Annotated in this window: 24 protein-coding genes; 12 read left to right on the forward strand and 12 right to left on the reverse strand. The window is 71.5% G+C overall.

Annotated elements, in window-relative coordinates:
• The first annotated feature begins 15 nt into the window (after window positions 1-15).
• Window positions 16-591 carry a VanZ family protein gene (locus ACJ5H2_RS16045; protein ID WP_408896421.1) on the forward strand — a complete coding sequence of 192 codons (576 nt, stop codon included), beginning with the start codon at window positions 16-18 and terminating at the stop codon, window positions 589-591.
• Here the strand turns inward: ACJ5H2_RS16045 and ACJ5H2_RS16050 are convergent.
• The gene (locus ACJ5H2_RS16050) at window positions 574-1,014 is read right to left on the reverse strand and encodes a polyketide cyclase (RefSeq protein ID WP_408896422.1); all 441 of its coding nucleotides are present in this window, start codon (window positions 1,012-1,014) and stop codon (window positions 574-576) included. The genes ACJ5H2_RS16045 and ACJ5H2_RS16050 overlap by 18 nt on opposite strands.
• A 77-nt stretch (window positions 1,015-1,091) precedes the next feature.
• On the opposite strand from ACJ5H2_RS16050, the gene ACJ5H2_RS16055 reads away from it, so the two are divergent.
• Genes ACJ5H2_RS16055 through ACJ5H2_RS16065 form a run of 3 tightly spaced genes read left to right on the forward strand, consistent with a single transcriptional unit; the run spans window position 1,092 to window position 4,198 of the window.
• Window positions 1,092-1,475 (forward strand): MerR family transcriptional regulator, encoded by a 384-nt coding sequence (locus tag ACJ5H2_RS16055; protein WP_408896423.1) that lies wholly within the window; start codon window positions 1,092-1,094, stop codon window positions 1,473-1,475.
• A 34-nt stretch (window positions 1,476-1,509) separates the two neighbouring features.
• The gene (locus ACJ5H2_RS16060; RefSeq protein WP_408896424.1) at window positions 1,510-2,496 is read left to right on the forward strand and encodes an aldo/keto reductase; all 987 of its coding nucleotides are present in this window, start codon (window positions 1,510-1,512) and stop codon (window positions 2,494-2,496) included.
• A 31-nt stretch (window positions 2,497-2,527) separates the two neighbouring features.
• Window positions 2,528-4,198 carry a phospho-sugar mutase gene (locus ACJ5H2_RS16065; protein ID WP_408896425.1) on the forward strand — a complete coding sequence of 557 codons (1,671 nt, stop codon included), beginning with the start codon at window positions 2,528-2,530 and terminating at the stop codon, window positions 4,196-4,198.
• 25 nt (window positions 4,199-4,223) lie between these two features.
• Here ACJ5H2_RS16065 and ACJ5H2_RS16070 read toward each other — a convergent pair whose 3' ends face one another.
• Together ACJ5H2_RS16070 and ACJ5H2_RS16075 are read right to left on the reverse strand one after the other, a co-directional pair.
• Window positions 4,224-4,769 carry an FKBP-type peptidyl-prolyl cis-trans isomerase gene (locus ACJ5H2_RS16070; protein WP_408896426.1) on the reverse strand — a complete coding sequence of 182 codons (546 nt, stop codon included), beginning with the start codon at window positions 4,767-4,769 and terminating at the stop codon, window positions 4,224-4,226.
• 29 nt (window positions 4,770-4,798) lie between these two features.
• Entirely contained in the window at window positions 4,799-5,371 is a 573-nt protein-coding gene (locus tag ACJ5H2_RS16075; protein ID WP_408896427.1) for a hypothetical protein, read from the reverse strand.
• A 23-nt stretch (window positions 5,372-5,394) separates the two neighbouring features.
• Between ACJ5H2_RS16075 and deoC the strand changes: the two genes are divergently transcribed.
• Genes deoC through ACJ5H2_RS16095 form a run of 4 tightly spaced genes read left to right on the forward strand, consistent with a single transcriptional unit; the run spans window position 5,395 to window position 9,248 of the window.
• Complete coding sequence (gene deoC / locus ACJ5H2_RS16080) at window positions 5,395-6,378, forward strand: deoxyribose-phosphate aldolase (RefSeq protein WP_408896428.1); 984 nt, start codon at window positions 5,395-5,397, stop codon at window positions 6,376-6,378.
• Window positions 6,379-6,395: 17 nt separating this feature from the next.
• Window positions 6,396-7,832, forward strand: a complete 1,437-nt coding sequence (locus ACJ5H2_RS16085; protein WP_408896429.1) for an aldehyde dehydrogenase family protein — start codon at window positions 6,396-6,398, stop codon at window positions 7,830-7,832.
• Window positions 7,832-8,704 carry an aldehyde dehydrogenase family protein gene (locus ACJ5H2_RS16090; protein ID WP_408896430.1) on the forward strand — a complete coding sequence of 291 codons (873 nt, stop codon included), beginning with the start codon at window positions 7,832-7,834 and terminating at the stop codon, window positions 8,702-8,704. Before ACJ5H2_RS16085 ends, ACJ5H2_RS16090 begins: the two co-directional genes overlap by 1 nt.
• Before the next feature lie 22 nt (window positions 8,705-8,726).
• Window positions 8,727-9,248, forward strand: a complete 522-nt coding sequence (locus ACJ5H2_RS16095) for a putative immunity protein (protein ID WP_408896431.1) — start codon at window positions 8,727-8,729, stop codon at window positions 9,246-9,248.
• A 79-nt stretch (window positions 9,249-9,327) separates the two neighbouring features.
• Here the strand turns inward: ACJ5H2_RS16095 and ACJ5H2_RS16100 are convergent, their stop codons facing one another.
• Window positions 9,328-10,623 (reverse strand): HNH endonuclease, encoded by a 1,296-nt coding sequence (locus ACJ5H2_RS16100; protein ID WP_408896432.1) that lies wholly within the window; start codon window positions 10,621-10,623, stop codon window positions 9,328-9,330.
• Window positions 10,624-10,973: 350 nt separating this feature from the next.
• On the reverse strand, window positions 10,974-12,167 hold the full coding sequence (locus tag ACJ5H2_RS16105) for a dipeptidase (RefSeq protein WP_408896433.1): 1,194 nt from the start codon (window positions 12,165-12,167) through the stop codon (window positions 10,974-10,976).
• A gap of 59 nt (window positions 12,168-12,226) precedes the next feature.
• Between ACJ5H2_RS16105 and ACJ5H2_RS16110 the strand changes: the two genes are divergently transcribed.
• Entirely contained in the window at window positions 12,227-12,859 is a 633-nt protein-coding gene (locus ACJ5H2_RS16110; protein WP_408896434.1) for an ATP-binding protein, read from the forward strand.
• Window positions 12,843-13,361, forward strand: a complete 519-nt coding sequence (locus ACJ5H2_RS16115; RefSeq protein WP_408896435.1) for a hypothetical protein — start codon at window positions 12,843-12,845, stop codon at window positions 13,359-13,361. The genes ACJ5H2_RS16110 and ACJ5H2_RS16115 overlap by 17 nt, the downstream gene beginning before the upstream one ends.
• A 3-nt stretch (window positions 13,362-13,364) precedes the next feature.
• Here the strand turns inward: ACJ5H2_RS16115 and ACJ5H2_RS16120 are convergent, their stop codons facing one another.
• Window positions 13,365-14,462: an adenosine deaminase gene (locus ACJ5H2_RS16120; RefSeq protein WP_408896436.1), complete on the reverse strand. Its 1,098-nt coding sequence runs from the start codon at window positions 14,460-14,462 to the stop codon at window positions 13,365-13,367.
• A gap of 49 nt (window positions 14,463-14,511) precedes the next feature.
• Between ACJ5H2_RS16120 and ACJ5H2_RS16125 the strand changes: the two genes are divergently transcribed.
• Window positions 14,512-14,964, forward strand: a complete 453-nt coding sequence (locus tag ACJ5H2_RS16125) for a MaoC family dehydratase (protein WP_408896437.1) — start codon at window positions 14,512-14,514, stop codon at window positions 14,962-14,964.
• Between the two features lie 65 nt (window positions 14,965-15,029).
• Window positions 15,030-16,190 (forward strand): CaiB/BaiF CoA transferase family protein, encoded by a 1,161-nt coding sequence (locus ACJ5H2_RS16130; protein WP_408896438.1) that lies wholly within the window; start codon window positions 15,030-15,032, stop codon window positions 16,188-16,190.
• On the opposite strand, the gene ACJ5H2_RS16135 is transcribed toward ACJ5H2_RS16130, so the two are convergent.
• The 6 genes from ACJ5H2_RS16135 to ACJ5H2_RS16160 all read right to left on the reverse strand — a co-directional run bounded on the left by ACJ5H2_RS16135 (window position 16,191) and on the right by ACJ5H2_RS16160 (window position 22,741).
• Window positions 16,191-16,349: a hypothetical protein gene (locus ACJ5H2_RS16135; protein ID WP_408896439.1), complete on the reverse strand. Its 159-nt coding sequence runs from the start codon at window positions 16,347-16,349 to the stop codon at window positions 16,191-16,193.
• A 2,089-nt stretch (window positions 16,350-18,438) separates the two neighbouring features.
• Window positions 18,439-19,677 (reverse strand): transcriptional regulator, encoded by a 1,239-nt coding sequence (locus ACJ5H2_RS16140; protein WP_408896440.1) that lies wholly within the window; start codon window positions 19,675-19,677, stop codon window positions 18,439-18,441.
• Between the two features lie 37 nt (window positions 19,678-19,714).
• Complete coding sequence (locus tag ACJ5H2_RS16145) at window positions 19,715-20,329, reverse strand: hypothetical protein (RefSeq protein WP_408896441.1); 615 nt, start codon at window positions 20,327-20,329, stop codon at window positions 19,715-19,717.
• Complete coding sequence (locus ACJ5H2_RS16150; protein ID WP_408896442.1) at window positions 20,262-21,530, reverse strand: hypothetical protein; 1,269 nt, start codon at window positions 21,528-21,530, stop codon at window positions 20,262-20,264. Before ACJ5H2_RS16150 ends, ACJ5H2_RS16145 begins: the two co-directional genes overlap by 68 nt.
• Window positions 21,527-22,252 (reverse strand): ABC transporter ATP-binding protein, encoded by a 726-nt coding sequence (locus tag ACJ5H2_RS16155; RefSeq protein ID WP_408896443.1) that lies wholly within the window; start codon window positions 22,250-22,252, stop codon window positions 21,527-21,529. Before ACJ5H2_RS16155 ends, ACJ5H2_RS16150 begins: the two co-directional genes overlap by 4 nt.
• Window positions 22,253-22,264: 12 nt before the next feature.
• Window positions 22,265-22,741 carry a hypothetical protein gene (locus tag ACJ5H2_RS16160; protein WP_408896444.1) on the reverse strand — a complete coding sequence of 159 codons (477 nt, stop codon included), beginning with the start codon at window positions 22,739-22,741 and terminating at the stop codon, window positions 22,265-22,267.
• Window positions 22,742-22,794 lie beyond the last annotated feature (53 nt).

Here is a 22,794-nt window from a genome sequence, read left to right on the forward strand (position 1 = left end):
GCTAGCCTCGGGGCCATGGTCGCGTTCGGGGGGACCGGGGTGATGCTGCTCGGCATCGGGGTCGCAGGACTGGTCAGCTGCGCCCTCGCGCTGCTGCTGCGGCGCCCGCTCGGCTGGCTGTCGGCCGTCGCGATCGCCGGCCTGCTCTGGTCGCTGGCGGTCATCGCGCTGGTGACGCTGGTCCCCACCTCGCCCGACCCCGGCATCGTCCCCGCGGAGACCCGGATGTCCACGTGCTCGTGGGACATCGGCGGCCCGGCGCCCGAGGGCTTCTGGGTCCTCCAGTCCGGCCAGCGCACCCTCAACACCGCGCTCTTCGTACCCTCCGGCACGCTGCTCGTGCTCGCGGCCGCCCGCTGGCGGGCCGGCTGGGTGCTCGCACCCCTCGGCCTGGCGGGCCTCGCCGGCTACTCCGCCCTCATCGAGAAGACCCAGCTGGAGCTGGCCCGGATCGACCGCGCCTGCGACGTCACCGACATCGTCGACAACACCACCGGCGCGCTGTTCGGCGCCGTTCTCGGGCTCGCCCTGGTCCTGGTTCTGCGCCCCTGGCGGCACCGCCAGCGGAAGCGGTCATCGGCCCACGGCTGAGAGCCGCGCGGCCAGCCCCGCCCGGCAGCCCGCCATCATCCGACGGTGGTTCCAGGCCAGCACCGGCCCTGCGGCGTACGACGCCAGCGCGAGCGCCCCGCGGACCGTCACCCGCTGCGCGAAGTCCAGCCGGGTGCCCGCCTCGGTCTCGCTGAGGGTGAACCGGGCGAAGCCCTGCAGGTCGCCGCTGAGGGCGACCTCGACGACGGGCGGCGTGCGGGAGACCGCGTCGAGCACCAGGTCGAGCGTGTAGGGCAGCGTCGAGCGACAGCGCACCCACGCCGTGTCCGGGCCCAGCTTCGCCACGGCCCGCACCTGCGGCCACCAGGCCCGGTAGTGCTCGAGGTCGACCAGCGTGGCGGCCACCTCGCCGGTCGGCGCCGCGACCACCCAGCTCTCGGCGAACTCGTAGACGCGGGCCACCCGTCCATGATGCCGGGCTCCGGCCCTGCCCGCGGGACGGTTGACCTGGAGTGCACTCCAGGGCGCAGGATAGGGGGATGACGGGGATGACGATCGCCGCGGCCGCGGACGAGCTCGGGCTGAGCGCCGACACCCTGCGCTACTACGAGCGCGACGGCCTGCTGCTGCGCCCGGTCCCCCGCTCGGCCAGCGGCCACCGCCAGTACGACGAGCCGGACCTGCGCTGGATCAGACTGGTCACCTGCCTACGCGCCACCGGCATGCCCATCCGCGACGTGCGCCGCTACGCGGAGCTGGTCCGCGCGGGCGAGGGCAACGAGGACAAGCGCCTCGCGCTGTTGCACGCCCACCGGGACAGCGTGCTGCGCCAGCTCGCCGAGGTCACCGCCCACCTCGGCGCCATCGACCACAAGATCGGCCTCTACGAGCACAAGCTGGACGTCCTCGAGCAGAGCGCTTGACCTGGAGCGCGCTCCAAGGAGTTGGCTGGCCGTCATGACCACTCCCCACCGCACCCTCGGCACCAGCTCCGCCCTCACGGTCTCCGCCCTCGGCCTCGGCTGCATGGGCATGTCGGAGTTCTACGGGACACCCGACGAGGCCGGCGGCATCGCCACGATCCAGCGCGCCCTCGACCTCGGCGTCACCTTCCTCGACACCGCGGACATGTACGGCCCGTTCACCAACGAGCAGCTCGTCGGCAAGGCGATCGCCGGCCGCCGCGACGAGGTCCAGCTCGCCACGAAGTTCGGCAACGAGCGCAACCCCGACGGCAGCTGGGTCGGGATCAACGGCAGCCCGGACTACGTCCGTCGCGCCTGCGACGCCTCCCTCACCCGGCTCGGCGTGGACCACATCGACCTCTACTACCAGCACCGCGTCGACCGCACCGTCCCCATCGAGGAGACCGTCGGCGCGATGAAGGAGCTCGTGGAGGCCGGCAAGGTGCGTCACCTCGGCCTTTCGGAGGCGTCCGCGGACACGATCCGTCGGGCGCACGCGGTGCACCCGATCACCGCCCTCCAGTCGGAGTACTCCCTGTTCACCCGCGACCTCGAGGACGAGATCCTCCCCGTCCTGCGCGAGCTCGGCATCGGCCTGGTGCCCTACTCCCCGCTCGGTCGCGGCATGCTCACCGGCGCGATGCCCACGGACGCGGCGGACGACGCCCGCTCGAGCGGCCGCTTCCCCCGCTTCGAGGGGGACAACCTGACGAGGAACCTGTCGCTGGTCGAGCAGGTCCGCGACATCGCCGCGGCGAAGGGCTGCACGCCCGGCCAGCTCGCCCTCGCCTGGGTGCTCGCCCAGGGCGACGACGTCGCCCCGATCCCGGGCACCAAGCGGGTGCGCTATCTCGAGGAGAACGTCGGCGCCCTGGCGGTCGAGCTCACCGCCGACGACCTCGCCACCCTCGAGGCCGCGGTGCCGCGCGACGCCGTCGCCGGAGACCGGTACGGCGACATGAGCAGCATCGACGCCTGACCGCGGCCCGGCCGGCCGCTACCGTGGCCCGGTGACCACGCCTGACACCGACGTCCTGCTCGCCCGGGCCCAGTCCTGGCTCGCCCAGGATCCCGACCCGCAGACCCGCGACGAGCTGGTCCGGGTGATCGCCTCGGTCGAGGCGGGCGACGCCGACGCACGCGCCGACCTCGCCGACCGCTTCCGCGGCACCCTCGAGTTCGGTACGGCGGGTCTGCGAGGCGCGCTCGGGGCCGGGCCCAACCGGATGAACCGGATCGTGGTCATCCGGGCGGCGGCCGGCCTCGCGGCGTACCTGCTCGACACGGGCGCCGCACCGGGCTCCCCCGTCGTCATCGGGTACGACGCGCGCCACAACTCCGACGTCTTCGCCCAGGACACCGCCGAGGTGATGGCCGGCGCCGGGCTGAAGCCGCTGCTGCTCCCCCGCCCGCTCCCGACCCCGCTGCTGGCGTTCGCGATCCGCGAGCTCGGCTGCGCGGCGGGAGTGATGGTGACCGCGAGCCACAACCCGCCGCAGGACAACGGCTACAAGGTCTACCTCGGTGACGGCAGCCAGATCGTGCCGCCCGCCGACAGCGAGATCGCCCGGCGGATCGCCGCGGTCGGCACCCTGGAGTCGGTGACCCGGGTGCCGCTGACCACGACCGGGGGCCGGGTGCTCGACGACGGCATCGTCGACGCCTATCTCGACACCGCGGCCGCCATCGCCGGCGACGGCGCCCGCGAACTCGCCATCGTGTACACCCCGTTGCACGGGGTCGGCGGCAGTGCGCTGCCCACCGTGCTGGAGACGGCCGGCTTCACCGCGCCGCACGTCGTGGCCGAGCAGGAGGAGCCGGACCCGGACTTCCCGACGGTCGCCTTCCCCAACCCCGAGGAGCCCGGCGCCATCGACCGCGCGGTCGCCCTCGCCGAGCGCACGGGCGCCGACATCGTGATCGCCAACGACCCGGACGCGGACCGCTGCGCGGCCGCCGTTCCCGGTCCCGAGGGCTGGCGGATGCTGCGCGGCGACGAGGTGGGGGCGCTGCTGGCCGACCACCTGCTGCGCGCGGGCCGCGCCGGCGTCTACGCGACGTCCATCGTCTCCTCGTCCCTGCTGGGGACGATGGCCACCGCCGCGGGCCAGCGCTACGCCGAGACGCTGACGGGCTTCAAGTGGATCGGTCGGCTGCCCGACCTGGTCTTCGGCTACGAGGAGGCACTCGGCTACTGCGTCGACCCCGAGCACGTCTCCGACAAGGACGGGATCTCCGCCGCGCTGCTGCTCTGCGAGATCGCCGCCGAGGCCAAGGCCGCAGGCCGCAGCCTGCTGGACCTGCTCGACGACATCGCCGTCGAGCACGGTCTGCACGCGACCGACCAGCTCTCGGTGCGGGTCACCGACCTGCGCGAGATCGCGGCCGCGATGGAGCGCCTTCGGGCCACCCCTCCCACGACCCTGGGCGGCTCGCCGGTCACCACCGCCGACGACCTCGCCGTGGGCACGCCGGAGCTGCCGCCCACCGACGGGCTGCGCTACCGCACCGAGGACGGCAGCCGCGTCGTCGTACGCCCGAGCGGGACCGAGCCCAAGCTCAAGTGCTATCTCGAGGTGGTGGTCCCGGTCGTGGACGCCGACGTGGCCACCGCCCGCGCCGAGGCCGCGACCCGGCTCACCGCGCTGCGCGCCGACATCGCGACGGCTGCGGGGATCTGAGGGCGCGACCCTCGCCGGGGCGGCGTCAGCTGACGGAGACGGCGTCGACCACGAAGACGAGCGTCTCGTTCGGGGCGATGCCGTTGCCGCCCTGGCCGTAGCCCAGGTCGGGCGGGACCACGAGCAGGCGGCGGCTCCCCTCGGTGATGCCGAGGAGGCCCTGGTTCCAGCCGTCGATGACCGGTGCGTTGCCGAGGTTCTCGAGAGGGAAGGTCTCGCCACGCTCGAAGGAGCTGTCGAGGACCTGGCGGTCGGACCAGGTGACCAGGTGGTAGTTGGTCTCGACGGTGTCACCGGCCTCCGCGGCCGGACCGGTGCCGACGACGAGGTCGGTGGAGAGCAGGGTCGCCGGCGGGTCGCAGTCGTCGGGGAGGGTGACCGTCGGGGTCGCGCCGAGCTCTCCCTCGACCGTGATGTCGTCGACGGTGCACTCCACCCCGCTCGACCCGGCCTCGGTGCTCGACCCGGCCCCGTCCGAGGCCGTCTCGTCGCCGGAGTCGCCACAGGCGGACAGCGCGAGGACCGAGAGGGACAGGACGGAGGCGAGGGCCAGGCGCGCGGGAGTGAGCATGGCGTGCAGCCTACGAGCGGGCAGCGCGGTCAGCCGACCAGGGCCGCCACGAGGGTCGCCACGGCCAGCGTCGCGAGCACCCCGATCTCGACCCAGGCCCACTGGTGGCGGACCTGCGAGGTCGCTCCGGACCACGACGCGGCGTCGCGAGCGGCCTGGGCGCGCCGCTCGATCCGGTTCTCGATCAGCCATGCCGTCGACCTCTTCTCCAGAGGCGTGTCGCCGGAAGCGGCCTTGTCCTGGCGCATGGTGCGGCGGCCGCGGCCGAACCCGCTGCCGACGTACCGCTCGTCCCCGGCGTGCACCACGGTGACATGGCCGATGTCGACCGAGGTGACCAGCGCATAGGGCACGCGGTGACTGTCGAGGATGTTGCGGAGCTCGACGTCGTCGGGGTGCAGGCGCAGGGCGGGGCGCACCATCACGACCCACACCGCCGCGCCCGCGAGGAGGCACAGCGGATAGGCCCAGGGCGCGAAGCCGGCCTCCGGCTCGAACAGCCCGTAGCCGAACGTGCCCGCCACCAGGACCAGTCCGACCACTCCAGGGACCAGCCCTCCGGAGCTGTAGCGCTCAACCTTGCCGGCACCTTCGTTCTGCACAGCGGCAACCCTATGCTGGGCAGATGCCGACCACCGCCCCCACCGATCCCGCCCCGGGACTCGCGGCGTACTCCGAAGTGACGGCGAGCGAGGCGTCGCTGCGCCGCTTCCTGCACGGCCTCCCGGGTGTCGACCAGGTCGGCGCGGAGGCCCGGGCCGCGGGTCTGGGGACTCGCTCGATCAAGACCACGGCGAAGGCGTGGGCGCTCGACCTCGCGATCCGGATGGTCGACCTGACCACTCTGGAGGGACAGGACACCCCCGGCAAGGTGCGGGCCCTGGCCAGCAAGGCGCTGCGCCCGGATCCCGCCGACCCGACCTGCCCGTCGGTGGCCGCGGTCTGTGTGTACGGCGACCTGGTCGGCGAGGTGAAGGCCATCGTCGGAGACGCGGTCAACGTCGCGGCGGTCGCGACGGCCTTCCCGAGCGGCCGCGCGTCGATGGACGTCAAGCTCGCCGACACCCGCGACGCGGTCGCCAACGGCGCCGACGAGATCGACATGGTGATCGACCGGGGCGCCTTCCTGGCCGGCCGCTATCTCCAGGTCTTCGAGGAGATCGTCGCGACGCGCGAGGCCTGTGCCCGGGCCGACGGCTCGCACGCCCATCTCAAGGTGATCTTCGAGACCGGCGAGCTGCAGACCTACGACAACGTGCGCCGCGCCTCCTGGCTGGCGATGCTCGCCGGCGCGGACTTCATCAAGACCTCCACCGGCAAGGTGCAGCCCGCCGCCACGCTGCCCGTGACCCTGGTGATGCTCGAGGCGGTGCGCGACTTCCGCGAGGCCACCGGCGTCCAGATCGGCGTCAAGCCGGCCGGCGGCATCCGCACCGCGAAGGACGCCATCAAGTACCTCGTGATGGTCAACGAGATCGCCGGTGACGACTGGCTGGACCCGGACTGGTTCCGCTTCGGCGCCTCCACGCTGCTCAACGACCTGCTGATGCAGCGCACGAAGATGACCACCGGCCGCTACAGCGGTCCCGACTACTTCACCTTGGACTGACGAGGGATCTGGCAGACATGGCCTTTGAGTACGCACCGGCTCCCGAGTCGCGCAGCATCGTCGACATCAAGCCCTCCTACGGGCTCTTCATCGACGGCGCGTTCGTCGACGGCCGGGGCTCGTCCTTCAAGACGATCAACCCCGCCACCGAGGAGACCCTCGCCGAGGTCGCCGAGGCGTCCGACGCCGACGTCGACCTCGCGGTGAGGGCGGCGCGGCGCGCCTTCCGTGGCTGGTCGCGGATGTCGGGGCGGGAGCGGGCGAAGTACCTGTTCCGCATCGCCCGGATCATCCAGGAGCGCGGCCGCGAGCTGGCGGTGCTGGAGTCGATCGACAACGGCAAGCCGATCAAGGAGAGCCGTGACGTCGACGTCCCCGTCGTCGCCGCCCACTTCTTCTACTACGCCGGCTGGGCCGACAAGCTCGGGTACGCCGGACTCGGCCCCGACCCGCAGCCGCTGGGTGTCGCGGGTCAGGTCATCCCGTGGAACTTCCCGCTGCTGATGCTGGCATGGAAGGTCGCGCCGGCGCTCGCCTGCGGCAACACGGTCGTGCTCAAGCCCGCCGAGACGACGCCGCTGACCGCCCTGCTGTTCGCCGAGATCTGCCAGCAGGCCGACCTGCCGCCGGGCGTGGTCAACATCGTCACCGGGGCCGGCGGCACCGGCCAGGCCGTCGTCGCGCACCCGGACGTCGACAAGGTCGCCTTCACCGGCTCGACCGAGGTCGGCAAGGCGATCGCGCGCACGGTCGCCGGGTCGGACAAGAAGGTCACCCTCGAGCTCGGGGGCAAGGCCGCCAACATCGTCTTCGACGACGCCCCCATCGACCAGGCGGTCGAGGGCATCGTCGGCGGCATCTTCTTCAACCAGGGCCACGTGTGCTGCGCGGGCTCGCGGCTGCTGGTGCAGGAGTCGGTCGCCGAGGAGGTGCTCGCCCGCCTCAAGCGCCGGATGGCGACGCTCCGCGTGGGCGACCCCCTCGACAAGAACACCGACATCGGCGCGATCAACTCCCGCGAGCAGCTGGACCGGATCCGCGAGCTGGCGGGCGTCGGCGAGGCCGAGGGCGCCGAGCGCTGGGCGCCCGCGTGCGACCTGCCGTCGTCGGGCTTCTGGTTCCCGCCCACCGTCTTCACCGGCGTCACCCAGGCCCACCGGATCGCCCGCGAGGAGGTGTTCGGCCCGGTGCTGTCGGTGCTCACCTTCCGCACTCCGGCGGAGGCGGTCGAGAAGGCCAACAACACGCCGTACGGGCTCTCGGCGGGGGTGTGGACCGAGAAGGGATCGCGCATCCTGCACATGGCCTCGCAGCTGCGGGCCGGAGTGGTGTGGGCCAACACCTTCAACAAGTTCGACCCGGCCAGCCCGTTCGGCGGCTACAAGGAGTCCGGCTACGGCCGCGAGGGCGGGCGCCAGGGCCTCGCGGCGTACCTGAAGGGAGCGGACCTCTGATGGCCGCGCGGATCGACGTACGCAAGACCTACAAGCTCTACATCGGCGGCGCATTCCCGCGCTCGGAGTCGGGGCACTCCTACGAGGTCACCGACAGCAAGGGGAAGTTCGTGGCCAACGCCGCCCTCGCCTCCCGCAAGGACGTGCGGGACGCCGTCGTGGCAGCGCGCAAGGCCTTCGGGCCATGGTCGTCGCGCACGGCGTACAACCGGGGCCAGATCGTCTACCGGATCGCCGAGGTGATGGAGGACCGCCGCCCGCAGTTCGAGGAGGCGGTCAGGCAGTCCGAGGGCGTCTCCGCCGCCGCGGCGCGCGGGCAGGTGGACGCCGCGGTGGACCGCCTGGTCTGGTACGCCGGCTGGGCGGACAAGCTCGCCCAGGTCATCGGCAACGCCAACCCGGTCGCGGGGCCCTTCTTCAACCACACCGCTCCCGAGCCGACCGGCGTGGTCGGCGTGCTCGCGCCCCAGGCGTCGTCGCTGCTCGGGCTCGTCTCCGTCGTCGCGCCGGTGATCGTGACCGGCAATGTCGCGGTCGTCGTGTCCTCCTACGACCGGCCCCTGCCCGCGGTGACCTTCGCCGAGGTGCTGGCCACCTCGGACGTGCCGGGCGGGGTCGTCAACATCCTGACCGGTGACGCCGCCACCCTGGGACCGTGGCTCGCCTCGCACATGGACGTCAACGCGATCGACCTGGTCGGCGTCGCCGGCGCCCCCGAGATGGCGACCTCGCTGGAAATCGCGGCGGCCGACAACCTCAAGCGGGTTCGCCGCGCGCCGGCCGCCGAGCCGGACTGGGCGCTCGACCCGGACCTGTCGGCGATGACCGCGTTCGTCGAGCAGAAGACGGTGTGGCACCCGATCGGGATCTGACGCCGCAGGCGCGGACCGACCGGTGGGCGACTTCGAGCTGACCTCCGAGGAGCTGCGCGAGGTGGCCCGCTTCGCGCTGGCCTCCGCATCTCCCCTGCTGCCGCTCTTCGAGGAGGCCTGCCCGACCGATCCTCGACCGCGCGCCGCCCTCGACGCTGCCCGGATCTTCATCGACGGCGCACCCCGCAGCCGTCTGCAGCGGACGGCCTCCCTCGACGCCCACCGCGCCGCCGCCGCCGCGCCCTCCGAGGCTGCCCGCCTCGCCGCCCAGGCCGCGGGAGACGCCGCGTCTGCCGCCTATCTGCACCCGATCGCGAAGGCACACCAGGTCGGCCACCTCCTGCGCGCAGCCGCGAACGCCGCGCGGATCGCCGAGCTCGGTTCGGGCGACCCCGGCGCGGCGACGGCGGAGCTCGAGGCCACATGCCGTCGCGCGAGCCCCGTCCTCGTCGACGTCCTCCGCCGCTATCCCCCGGCCCCGCGCGGACGCAGTCGGACCTCCGAGCTGATGGCCGACCTCGACGCGATGCTGCGACGCGCCTGACGGCGCATCGCCGAGTCCAGGCCGCGGCGCGCCTGTGCCCCCGCAGGTCGGGGGTCCTGCGGGGTGTGGGGCGGGGTGGCTACTCGTCGGGCGGGTGCGCGGTGTGGACCGGATGGGTGCCGCGGTGGTCGACGCGGAAAGCGTGGCCGCTCGGACTGGTCCACACATAGGCGCCCGCGGTCGGGGTGACGTAGCGCCAGGCCGAGTGGGTCTTCGCCCGATGATGGCGTCGGCAGAGGGGGACCTCGTTGCACGGGCAGGTCACCCCGCCCTGGGCATGGGGGGTCGCGTGGTCGATGTCGCAGCGCATGGCGGGGCGGGTGCAGTGCGGGAAGCGGCAGGTGTGATCCCTGAGGGCGACCGCGCGCTTGTGGCGGTCGGGGACCTCGTAGCTCGTGACCGGGATGTGCTCGGTCAGGTCGATGACCGGGCGGACGGTGATGGTCGTGTCATGGGCCTGCAGCCATTCCCGGATCTGCTCGCTGCTGATCGGGCCGTTGCCCTGCTCCCACCGACCGACCGGGTTGGCTCCGGTCAGGGTGGTGTCGGTGATGTGGACGTTGAGCTCCACCTTCCGCCCGGGCACGGTCGCGACGACCTCGCCGGTCTCCTGGTCAGGGATGAGCAGGTCCAGGGCGAGGTCGGCACGCCCCAGCTCCGCGGCCGCCTTGGAGCGGCGTACGTCCAACGAGGACTCGTCACCCAAGCGGCCGAGGACCTCAGCACGCCGCGCGACCGCGAGGTTGAGGTCGTGCCCGTCAGCGGCATCAAGCAGCCCCGAGACCGTGACGAGGCCGTGGTCGTCGACGTGGGGGTCGATGTCGAACCGCCGCCCGTCGGCGGCCTTCACCCGTTCGGCCTCGGCGGTGGCCGGGTCGAACCGCAGCACGGCTTCGGTGACGAGCCGGTCCAGCTGGGCCCACCCGACCCCGGTGGCGTCGAACAGCTGACGGTCCACGAACCCGGCCGCGTCGGCGTTGAGGCCGTGGGTGCGTTCGGCGATCCGCTCGGCCCGCCACGGCGCAAGACGCCCGGCGACCACCGCGTCGTACACATGGGGCAGGCGCCAGGCGCACTCGATCACCCGCCCGACGTACGCCCGCCCACCATCCGGCGAGCGACCGAGCACCCCGACCAACTCCATCAACCCGAACTCCGACACCAACGGAGCACCCTCACCCGCGATCGGGACCCCGGTGTCGAGATAGCCCTCCGTGATCGTCGCCGCACCCTCCGGACCGGTCACGACGTGGCGGCTGGCCCACTCCACGATCCCGACCCACTCCCGGACCTGGGAGGCCTGTCGGCCGGCGACCTCGGCAGCCAGGTCGGACAGCAGCACTGCCGTCGAACGAGCCGTGGTCCCGAGATCCATGACTGAATTCTCCCATCGACCTACGACACAACGAACGGGAGAAAAGCCGCCTGGGGACAGGCGAAACCCGTCCGGCAGGGTGTGAACAACCAGTGCGTCATCGAGTGACGAAAGTCGACCGAGACCACCGCAACCCCAGGGGTCAGACGGGCACAATCTCAAACCCGAACGGGACGTCCAGCCAACCAGCTCAACCACAGCGGCGCGCCACCACGTCCATCGAAAAATCAAGACCTGGCACCGAGCAAACCCGGAAGGGACCCACACCACCCCCGCGGGTCAGAAACCGACGACTCGACGGGTCAGAACCGACGACTCAACGGGTCAGAACCGACGACTCAACCCCCACCTCAGGGCAACGTCGCGCGCAGGACCCGCAGCGTGTTGCCGCCCATGATCGCGGCGACCTCCCGGTCGTCGTACCCGCGGTCGACCAGCTCCTGGGTGATGGCGGCGAGCTGGGTGGTGTCCCAGCCGACGGTGGTGGCGCCGTCGAAGTCGCTGCCCAGGGCGGCGGTCTCGAGGCCGCCGACCTCGACGACGTGGTCGATCGCGTCGACGACCGCGTCGGTCGTGAGCTCGCACACCGCGGCGTCCCAGTAGCCGACGCCGACGACGCCGCCGGTCGCGGCGACCCCGCGGATCTCCTCGTCGGTGAGGTTGCGGTTGACGTCGCAGGTGGCCTGCACGCCGCCGTGGCTGAGCACGAGAGGCCGGGTCGCGAGCGCGAGCATCTCGGCGACCGCGGCGTGGCTCGCGTGCGCGATGTCGACCACGATGCCACGGCGCTCCATCTCGGCGAACACCTTGCGCCCGAGCTCGGTCAGCCCGCCCTTCTTCTCGCCGTGCATGGACCCGGCGACCTCGTTGTCGAAGAAGTGGGTGAACCCGGCCATCCGCATGCCTGCGTCGTAGAGCCGGTCGAGGTTGTCGAAGTGGCCCTCGAGGTTCTGCAGCCCCTCGACGGAGAACAGGGCGCCGGTGACCTGCTTACCGCCCTCGCGGTCGGCGACGAGGCGGTCGAGGTCCTTGCGCGAGCGGATCAGCCGCAGCGCACCACGGGACTCGCGGGCGGCGGTCTCGAGCCTCTGTGCGTGGTAGAGCGAGCGCTGGAGCAGCGAAGTCCAGGTCCGGGGCGGCTGCAGCTGGGCGAAGGTCAGCAGCGTGATGTTGTCGCTGTCGGCGGAGTTGCGGTCGTAGTTCTGGCCCTTCGGCGACTTCGAGACCGACGAGAAGACCTGCAGTGCGACGTTCCCGTCCTCCAGGCGGGGCAGGTCCACGTGTCCGCGACCGGAGCGGTCCAGCAGGTCGCGGTCCCACATCAAGGTGTCGGAGTGCATGTCGACGACCTGCAGCGACTCGTGCAGCCGCCGCGTCTCAGGGCTCACCGCCGGTAGGTCGGCCGGCTCGACCTTGTTCATGCCGTTCTCCACGATACGCGGCGCGAACGCGAAGAACCCGGCGGCCGCGACCACCACGAGGCCCAGCAGCGACAGCAGCGTGTTCCTGACCCAGCGGCGCGGACGCCGTCCTCCCTCTCCCATGGGGCGAACCTACTGCGCCGGCTCGCTCCCCCGTGGCGGGTACGGCAGACTCGACCCTCGTGAGTGCAGGTGCCCGTGTGATCGTGCTCGCGGGCCCGTCGGGGTCCGGCAAGTCCCGGCTCGCCGCGCGTCTCGCCGCGGCGTACGGCTGGCCGACGCTGCGACTCGACGACTTCTACCGCGACGGCGACGAGCCCGGCCTGCCGCTGATCACCGAGGGCGCCAACGCGGGCCTCGTGGACTGGGACCACCCGGGCACGTGGGACCACGAGGACGCCCTCGCTGCCCTGCGCGAGCTGTGCGCGACGGGCTCGACCGAGGTGCCGGTGTACTCGATCTCCGAGAGCAGGCGGACGGGGACGCAGCGGCTGGACCTGGGCGGGGCGTCCCGGTTCAGCGCGGAGGGGATCTTCGCCACCGAGATCGTGGAGGAGTGCCGCCGGGCGGGCATCCTCGCCGCGGCGTACTGCATCACCCAGCATCCGGTCGTCACCTTCTGGCGGCGCCTGACCCGCGACCTGCGCGAGCACCGCAAGCCGCCCATGGTCCTCGTGCGGCGCGGCATCGCCCTGGCCCGCGCGCAGCGCCAGATCGTGCGGCGCGCCAGCGCGGTGGGCTGCCGCGTGGCGACGGGCGACCGAGCCTTCGCGGAGATCCGCGACCAGGAGGGCGACCATGCGCTGGCCCCGTGACCTCGAGCCCCACCGGCTGCGGCAGCCCGACGCCCGCAGCTGCGGAGCGGCGAGTGTGCTCGGCGCCCGGGCGCTGCTGACCGAGTGGCGGCCGGAGAACCCCGAGAGCGACATCGTCGAGGAGCACCGTCTCCTCACGTCCGCGCGCAGCCCGCGTGACCGCCTCCAGATGCCGTGGCCGCGCGCCCTCGGGACCCCGCCGTGGGCGGTCGCGAACGCGCTGCGGGCGCTGACCGGCGAGCACATCGCGACCGTGTTCGTCCGGCCCCGCCCCGTCGTCGGGTACGACGTGCTGCGCGAGCAGCTGCGCGGCCGTCCGGCCGGCGTCTACCTCGGCAACCGCTGGCTGCCGCGGCACGTGGTGCTGGCGGTCGGCGCGGTCGAGGGTGGGGTCGAGGTGTTCGACCCCGCCACGGGCCGGCTGGTGACCGTCCGCGAGCAGCAGTGGGCCGAGCACCGCGTGGACGTCGCGGGCTGGTCCCACTTCTGGTTCGTCGTCTGAGGCTCAGCGCGCCCGCTGCTCGGCGTACCAGGGTTTGATGGTCTCGGTGATCAGCCGGTAGCGCTCGTCGTAGGGGATGAAGGCGGACTTCATCGCGTTGACGGTGAGCCATTCCATCTCGTCCCAGCCATAGCCGAAGGCCTCGCTGAGCAGCCCGAACTCGCGGCTGAGGGTGGTGCGGCTCATCAGCCGGTTGTCGGTGTTGACCGTGACCCGGAAGCGCAGCGAGGCGAGGAGCCTGATCGGGTGCTCGGCCAGCGAGGGCGCCGCGCCGGTCTGGACGTTGGAGGACGGGCACATCTCGAGCGGGATCCGCTTGTCCCGCACGTACGACGCGAGCCGGCCGAGCTGGGCCCCGTCGCCGCCCTCGTCGACCTTGATGTCGTCCACGATCCGCACGCCGTGGCCGAGCCGGTCGGCGCCGCACCACTGCACGGCCTCCCAGATCGACGGCAGGCCGAAGCCCTCGCCGGCGTGGATGGTGAAGTGGGAGTTCTCGCGCTGGAGGTACTCGAAGGCGTCGATGAACCGGGTCGGCGGGTAGCCCGCCTCCGGGCCGGCGATGTCGAAGCCGACGACGCCGCGGTCGCGCCAGGCGATGGCGAGCTCGGCGATCTCCATCGCGCGCGCGGCCTGGCGCATCGCGGTGAGCAGGTGGCGCACGATGATCGTGCGCCCCGCCCCGGCAGCCGCGGCCATGCCCTCCTCGAAGCCCTGCTGGACGGCGGCGACGACCTCCTCCAGCTCCAGGCCCGACTCGACGTGGAGCTCGGGGGCGTAGCGGATCTCGGCGTACACGACCCCGTCGGCTGCGAGGTCCTCGACGCACTCCCGGGCGACCCGGGTGAGGGCACCGGCGGTCTGCATCACGCCGACGGTGTGCGCGAAGGTCTCGAGATAGCGCTCGAGGGAGCCGGAGTCGGCGGCCTCGGCGAACCACCGCGCCAGGGCCTCGGTGCTGGTCTCGGGGAGCGCGTGGCCCACGCCGGCCGCGAGCTCGATGATGGTGGCCGGCCGCAGCCCGCCGTCGAGGTGGTCGTGCAGCAGCACCTTGGGTGCAGCCCGCAGCAGGTCCTCCGGCAGTCCGCGTGTAGGTTCCATGACCGCATTCTTACCCCCTCCCCGTTCACCAGCGCATCAGGAGCAACACATGCGGGTCCTCACCACCTTCGACGAGCTGATCGCCGCCAACGGGGAGGTCCTCGGCACGGGCGACTGGGTCGAGATCACCCAGGACCGCGTCGACCGGTTCGCCGACGCCACCGGTGACCACCAGTGGATCCACGTGGACGTGGAGCGCGCGAAGGAGGGCCCGTTCGGCGGCACCATCGCCCACGGCTATCTCACGCTCTCCCTCATCCCGTGGCTGGGCGACGCGATCTTCCGCCTCGAGACGCCGGGCGCGAAGCTGAACTACGGCATCAACAAGGTGCGCTTCCCCAGCCCGGTCCTCGTGGGCAGCCGGATCCGCCTGACCGTCACCCTCGCCGACGTCGCCGCGCTGCCCGCCGGCTACCAGATCACGCTCAAGCACGTCATCGAGATCGAGGACCGCGACAAGCCGGCCGCGGTCGCGGAGACCGTGGTGCTGCTCCTGCCCTGATCGGGCAGGATCTGTTGGCAAGACCTGCCATGCTCCCGGGTTGCGGTCGTCACTAGGGTCGACCCATGTCCGCCCCGCTCGATGATGTCCTGGTCCTCGACCTCACCCGCGCCCTCGCCGGCCCCCATGCGGCGATGATGCTGGGCGACCTCGGCGCCCGCGTGATCAAGGTCGAGAGCCCGACGGGCGACGACACCCGCAGCTGGGGCCCGCCCTTCGTGGACCCGGCCGAGGGCGAGCGAGAGTCGACGTACTTCCTCTCGGCGAACCGCAACAAGGAGTCGATCACCCTCGACCTCAAGGACCCCGCCGACCAGGACGTCCTGGCGCGGCTGGTCGAGCGGGCCGACGTGCTGATGGAGAACTTCCGCGTCGGCGTCCTGGACCGGCTCGGCTTCCCCGTGGAGCGGCTGCACGCGCTCAACCCGCGCCTGGTCGTGCTGCAGATCACCGGCTTCGGCCACGACGGTCCCGAGGCCACGCGCTCCGGCTTCGACCAGATCGCCCAGGGCGAGGGCGGGCTGATGTCGCTCACCGGGCTCACCGAGCCGACCAAGGTGGGCGTGCCGATCGCCGACCTGCTCGCCGGAATGAACGGCGCGTACGGCGTGGTGTCGGCCCTCTACGAGCGCGAGCGCACCGGGCGCGGCCGCGTCGTCCGGACGTCCCTGCTGGCCGGCATGGTCGGCGTGCACGCCTTCCAGGGCACGAAGTGGACCGTGGCCAAGGAGGTGCCCGGGCTGGCCGGGGGCCATCACCCCTCGATCGCGCCGTACGGCATGTTCGCCACCGCGACCGCGCCCGTGCAGATCGCGTGCGGCTCGGAGAAGCTGTGGCAGGCGCTGTGCGCCGAGCTCGGCATCGACCCGGCGCGCGAGGGCATGGCGACCAACCCGCAGCGGGTCGAGAACCGCGACGCGGTCATCGCCCTGATCGAGGAGATCCTCTCCACTGTCTCCGCCGAGGAGATCCTCGACCGGCTCGACCGGGCGGGGGTGCCCGCGGGCAAGGTCCGCACCCTCGACGACGTCTACGCCTGGGAGCAGACCCGCTCGCAGGGCCTGCTCATCGACGTCGAGCACGCGACGCTCGGCGAGATCCAGCTGCCCGGACCGACGCTGCGCTTCGACGACAACCCCTACGCCGGCGGGCGCGAGCAGCACGTCGCCCCGCCCACCCTGGGCCAGCACAACGCGTCGGTCAGGGAGTGGCTCGACCAGTCCTGATCACGCGTCGGCGACCGCCAGTCGCGCCTTGAGCAGCGGGATGGCCGGGTGGCGCAGCCGCCCCTCCCGGCCGAGCTCGGCGAGACAGGCCTCCAGCCTCACGACGACGTACGCCACCAGCTCCTCGGACTCCACGATGCGCAGCCGCCGCGCATTCACCGATGGATGCGGCACCAGCACAGGAGATCAACGTCGCGGTGAACCCGACGGGCGGATCAAGGCCGACGGGCCCGCTGTGCACACCCTCAGAGCCCTCGCCGCAGTCACGCCCATGTCTCCGCAGGGCAAGGCTCACGGTTTCTCAGCTTTCGGGTAGCTCCCATCGACGGACGCCCCGGCTCAACTCCGAATAGATCTCCAGGACGAGTTCATCCGCGTCTTCCAAGCTCGGCACCCAAGTCTTCCAACGACACTTCGGCCGACTCCAAGGGCGCGGCCGCTCAAAGATCCCAACCTTTCGAACACCGGAGCGCCTTCCAATCCGAACTTCAACCAACTCTTCGAGCCATACGAGTATGGGCGAGATTAGTGTCCCGAACGGGAAGAGACGAATAAATGGCGCACCCTTCATCGCCACAACGATCAGGAGCTCTGCATCGTCCGGCGACTCCGCCGGCACAACGTATCGCAGCTCGGTATCGACTTCTTTAGGTGGAAAGGCGCTCATCATAAGGTCCTCGACTTGTTCACTTCTGCTCCGATTGCGGCTAGGGCTGATGACACAAAGGCCGGTGATCGCGAGGAGTATTCGTCCGTACTTCGGGTCCCTGAGCCGACCCTTGATGAATCCCACCAGCCTGCCGAGGTACTCGCGAGCCTTCCACATACAGGGTTCCAGTCGGGAGAGCACCATGTTCTCCGCAACGCCTTGCTTGAATCCCTTGACCGCTTCCCGGACGGCTGCCTCCGTCGATGAGGACTACTCCGTCAAATACGACAATAGTCCCACACTCGGCCCCGACCATGCCGTCGCACACGATGCTATAGAGCCCTGGAACTCTGCGGCATACGAAGCCCCCGACGACGTGTCCGACCCTGAACACCAACGCGTTGAACGCGATCCTTCGACACATTTCGCCGCATAGGTTCCATTGGCCGGTGGAGTCGGTTCCATTGATCGGATCCGTTGGGTACAACTATGCGTTGGCGTTACCGCCTGGGGCGGGGACGACAGCGAGGAAGCGGCCAGTGGTGGGGTTGTAGACAAGACCGCCGATCCCAAGCCACATGGCGCGACCAGGTGATGGTGTTGCCGTCGTTGCTGGTCGTCAATCGGACGGGATCTGCGTCCCAAGTGGGGCTGTCCCCCGAGCATGGGTAGTGGTTGGTGAGGGTGGTCGTGGTCGGGAGTGTCGGTGCGACCGCCGCGACGGTGGCGGCCTGGGTTGCGATCCGGTTGCCGGCGGGGTCCAGGGTGAACGTGGTGGTCTGCTGTGTCTCGCCGGTGCCTTGTTGAGGGAGGCGACTATGTCGTTGGCGTGGCAGCTATCGGCGAGCCGACAGGAGATCAACGTCGCCTGGCTCGCCTCATCCGGCGCCAGGACGACTCGGGCACCTGACCGCAGGATTCCCACGCGTTGGGTGGCCCAGGGCCGCCGCCATGAGTCACAAACCATCAAGTACCTCAGGATCTCCCATCAGCGCAAACCTAGGCCGAAACAGCTATGTCGCAACAATGGTGCACCCAACAGCTGTTGCAGAGGCGCCCAAATCGCGAATGCGGCCGCAAGGTCACTAGCCCTGGATGAAATTGTCGGACAGGAGAAGCAGCCGTCTCCAGGGTCCAGTTTTCTCTAAGAATGACTCGCCAAATGGCGAGGTCCAGGCAAACCCCCAGGGTTTTTATGTTCACGCGAACTTTTCTTGTGCGGCTTGGAGGACGCCCCCTGCAGTCCGGGGAATTCTCGATGAGGAGACGAAGATCTTAGCTGCGGTCAATCGGGCCTTAATTTGCGGCGCCCTGGGCGGCGAGCTCGATCGGCCCGTCGTTACCATGTCGCGGCCCTACCGGTTCCCGGAAACCGCGCTTGACAAGGCTTGTCCAGCTTCTTGATTGCGGTGTTGATCAACTTCCGAAGTTCTCCAGGATGAGATCCCGCGATCACACCGAGCTGGCCTTTAGCGCGGACTTGCCGCAGCGTCCAAACGCGAGCGGCATCCATCTCCAGGCGGGCGCGAGCAACACGTCGCCCCGCCCACCCTGGGCCAGCACAACGCCTCGGTCAGGGAGTGGCTCGACCAGTCCTGATCACGCGTCGGCGACCGCCAGTCGCGCCTTGAGCAGCGGGATGGCCGGGTGGCGCAGCCGCCCCTCCCGGCCGAGCTCGGCGAGACAGGCCTCCAGCACCGCCGTGTCGTACGGCGCCAGCTCGCTGTAGTGCAGCACCGCGTCCGGCTGCGGGTCGGCGAGGAGGGCCTCGCGCACCGCCACCGCGACGTACTCCCCCATCTGCACCAGGGCCGGGCTCTCGGTGCCGGGCAGCAGGTCGCCGCCGTAGGCCTCGACCGCCGCCGCGACCTCGCCGCGCCGGAGGAGGGCCAGCACGTGGTCGACGTCGGTCGCGATCGGCATGAGCAGGCGGTACGGCCGGGAGGCGAGCTGGCCGGCGAGCGCCTGGCGCAGGTGCGACACCTCGGCCTTGAGCGTGGAGAAGGTGACCGCGTGGTCGCCGTAGAGCATCGCGTGCAGCTGGTCCAGCGAGAGCCCGTCGGGGTGAAGGGCCAGCAGCGAGAGGATCTCGGTCTGCCGCCGGTTGAGCAGCAGCCGCTGTCCGTCGACCCAGGCCTCGGCCGTGCCGAGCAGCCGGAGGACGAGGCCGGGCTCGGCGGTCTCCTGGGTGGTCGCGTCGTCGACGTACTCGCGGGTGGCGGGCATCGCCTGCTCGACAAGCCGGGCCAGGACCCGCACGGTCGCCAGGCCGATCGGGTGGGTGCGGTCCCAGGTCGTGGAGATGTCGAGGACGCCGAGCTTCGTCCCGCTGGTGGGGTCGTGCAGGGGCGCGGCCCAGCACACCCAGTTGTGCACGATCGGCGCATAGTGCTCGGCGCTGAAGACCATCGCGGGGCGGTCCAGGCGGTTGGCGAGGTCGAGCGCGTTCGTGCCGACGGACCGGTCGTCCCAGCGCCCGCCGGCCACGAAGTTCACGCTCTCGGCCTTGCGCCGCATGACGCGGCCGCCGTAGGTCCACAGCACACGGGTGTCCGGGTCCGTGACCGCGAGCACGAGGTCGCCGTCCTCGGCCGTGCGACGCAGCTCGTCCTCGACGCGCTCCACCGCGATCTGGAGCGGCGAGCCCTGCCACAGGGAGCGGGTCTCGGACTCGTCGGCCAGCGGCGCCTGGCCGAGGTCGCGGGCGACGGAGGCGCCCGAGCGGGTCCAGCTGTCGAGGATCTCGGGCCGGACGGAGGTCGCGACCCCCTCGCCCTCCTCCACCCAGGTGGTCCAGGCCGCGAGGGTACGGCGACGGCGCTGGTCGAGCTCGTCCATGACGACACCTCCTGCACGCAGCCTACTGTGATCGCGGTCACCTCCGGGACAGCCGGACCACGATCCCCACGGCCAGCGCGGACGCGGCCCACGCCGGGGAGTCGAGGAAGCCGGTCCACGATGGATGGAGCTGGTGGACCCGCAGCATCAGGAACTGGCCGACGACCACCCCGAGCCACCCGCTGCCGGAGACCAGGACGTCGAGGACGAGAGCCAGCGCGAGCAGCCAGCAGGTGCCGGCGACGTTGCTCCCGACCGTGCTGCCCACGGCGCCGTCCTGGTGCCCGGCACCAGCCGCCACCGCCGCGAGCAGGCAGACGGCGACCGTCAGCCCCGCACGCGCCGCGGCGACGGCCCGGCCGTCGCGCACGAGCGCAAGCTCCCTCGTCGGCCACCGGTCGACCAGGGTCCAGCCGAGCAGCAGGGTGACCGCGCCCGGGACCAGCAGCCCGATGAGGAAGGCGTTGGGCAGCGTGGGGAAGCCGACGCGCACACCCGAGAGCAGGTTCAGGCAGACGCCCAGGACCACGGCGAGCGGGAGGGTGACCAGGAAGCCGTTGGCGCGCAGGAAGAGGACGATCGGTTCACCAGCCTCGATCGGCGACGGGCGGAACCTGCAGCTCGTCGAGCGAGCACGAGGCGAGCCCGGCATAGGTGCGCGCCGCCCAGGTCTCGCCCTCGGCGCTGAGCAGCCAGGTGTCGACGTCACCTCCGTCGGAGCGTCCGGGATCGGCCGCCAGGCCGAGCCACCGCACCAGCAGGGACTGTGCCTGGAGTGCCGCTGGGGGCGCGTCGTAGCCCCGGAAGGCCGCACAGTCGGCCGGTGCACCCAGGGACCACAGGACGGCGTCGCGATCGGCGCGGGCCCGGGTCTCTCCGATGTCGACGAAGCGAAGCACGCCCGCGCCCGCGGGATGCCGCCGGCCGGGCACGTCCTGGACCCAGCGCTCCGGCAGGTCCACCCGGGCGTCGCGCAGCGGCGCTGCGGCCGCCCGCAGGGCCTCGGCGACCGCGTGCAGCGGCCGACGCGTCTCCCGGGCCATGCAGACCTCGGGCCGGCCCCGGTCGTCACAGACCAGGGGGGCCGGGACGAAGCGGTACCGCTCGCCGGTGGCCGGGCCGCCGACCCAGCACGCCGCGCCCACGAGCACGGCGATGGCGGTGACGGCGCCCAGGGCGCGACTCGCGGTGGGCGCGATCCTCGCTCGCACGGCGTACAGCAGGATCGCGGCGAGGGCGAGCGCCACGGCCGCCTGGGCGAGGAGGGTACGCCCGACGTAGCCCTGCCCCACCAGGGAGCTGGTGACTCCGCCGGTGCGGAAGGTCTCCGGGATCGCACCGACCGAGGAGAACATGCCCAGGCTGAAGACGAGTGCGGCGGAGACGGGCGGCGCCCACGGACCGGGGAACCGGGTGCCCACGAAGGCGCCGAGGAGCACCTGCGCGGCGAGCGCGCTCCCCGCCAGGACCAGGATGACGGCCTGCCGCGGGGCCGTCACCGAGCCGTGGGTCAGGGTGAGGGAGGTGGTCACGAGCGCCACCAGCAGGACCACGGCGCAGGCGAGGGACCAGAGCGCGGCGGCCGGCGCCAGCCAGGCGCGCGCACCGCGCACGCTCTGAGCGGCGAGTACGTCGAGCCCGACGGCGGTGATCTTCGAGTAGCGCCAGGCCGCGAGCCCGGCGACGACCGGGCCGACCAGGATGGCCGACCCGCTGGACCAGTCGAGCGCCATCTTCCACGAGCCCAGCCACGGCAGGCCGCCGGAGACCATGAACACGATGCCCGCGGCCAGGCAGAGCAGCGCGAGCAGCGCGCCCTCCCGGCGTGACCACCACACCCAGCCGCGGGTCACGCTCGGCGCTCCGTGGTCAGCATCCGCAAGAAGCGCTCCTCGTCATTGGCACCCGCGCCCCGCCGGAACTGTGCCATCGAGTCGTCGAAGAGGACCCGGCCCTCCTCGAGGACGACCAGGTGGTCGGCCAGGCTGGACACGTCCTCGATCAGGTGGCTGCTGATCACCGTGACGCCGCGGCGCTCCTGGGCGGCGATCACCGTCCGCATCGCGGCGCGCTGCTCCGGGTCGAGCCCGGTGGTGGGCTCGTCCAGGAGCAGCACGTCCGGGTCGGCCATCAGGCTCTGCGCGAACCCGAGCCGCCGCTTCATGCCTCCCGACAGGGAGCCCATCGGCGCGTCCGCGCGCTCGGTGAGCCCCACCACCCCCAGCAGCCGGTCGGCGGCCGCGCTCGCCGCGGCCGCGTCGAGCCCCCGCATCCACCCCAGGTAGCGCAGGACGTCGCGCGTCCTCGAGCGGGCGGGGGCGTCGAAGCTCTGCGGCATGTAGCCCACCCGGCCGAGCACCTGACGGCGCTGACGGCCGTACAGCGAACGGCCGTCGAGCACGGCATCTCCCGTGGAAGGTCGCAGACCGCCCGACAGGATGCGCAGCAGGGTGGTCTTCCCCGCCCCGTTGACACCGAGCAGGCCGGTGACCCCGGGGCGGAGAGTGAGCTCCACGTCGACGAGTGCCGGCTTCCCGGCACGGTACTCGTGGCTGCAGGCGACCGAGATCGACAAGCGCCCGGCCCTTTAGTAGTTGAAGAACTGGGTGGGCTTGATGCTGCACGGGTCCTTGGCCCAGGTCCCGTGGTCCTCGCACACGTTGGTCCTGATCCGCACGCCGTTCGCCCCGCCGTACAGCTGGTGCTGGTCGGCGCTCGCGGTCCAGTACGAGCTGGTCACCTTCGGGCTGGTGTCGGTGCCCACGTTGCTGACGAAGGTGGAGCCCTGGTACCAGTCGTAGAAGGTCTCCACGTAGGCCGCGTCACCACCGGGGCGCGCGTCGCGGTAGTGGTAGTCGTTGCGCGCGTAGGAGAGGTTGCGGATCGAGAAGCTGCCGTACGACTCGGCCTGCGAGACGCCGTCCTGGTAGGCCTTCAGCGGACTGGAGGCCGAGTAGTACGAGCCGGCCAGCGCCGGCCCCGCCGTGCCGAGGACCACGAGCGCGGCCGTGAGGGCCGGGGCACCGAGGCGCTTCGTGGATCCGCGTGACAGGAAATTCCTCATGGTTTGACTCCCGAGATGGTCATTTGCGTATGGACATACCCGTATGGGTGAGG

The sequence above is a fragment of the Nocardioides pymetrozini genome, assembly GCF_046058985.1.
Lineage (GTDB): Bacteria > Actinomycetota > Actinomycetes > Propionibacteriales > Nocardioidaceae > Nocardioides.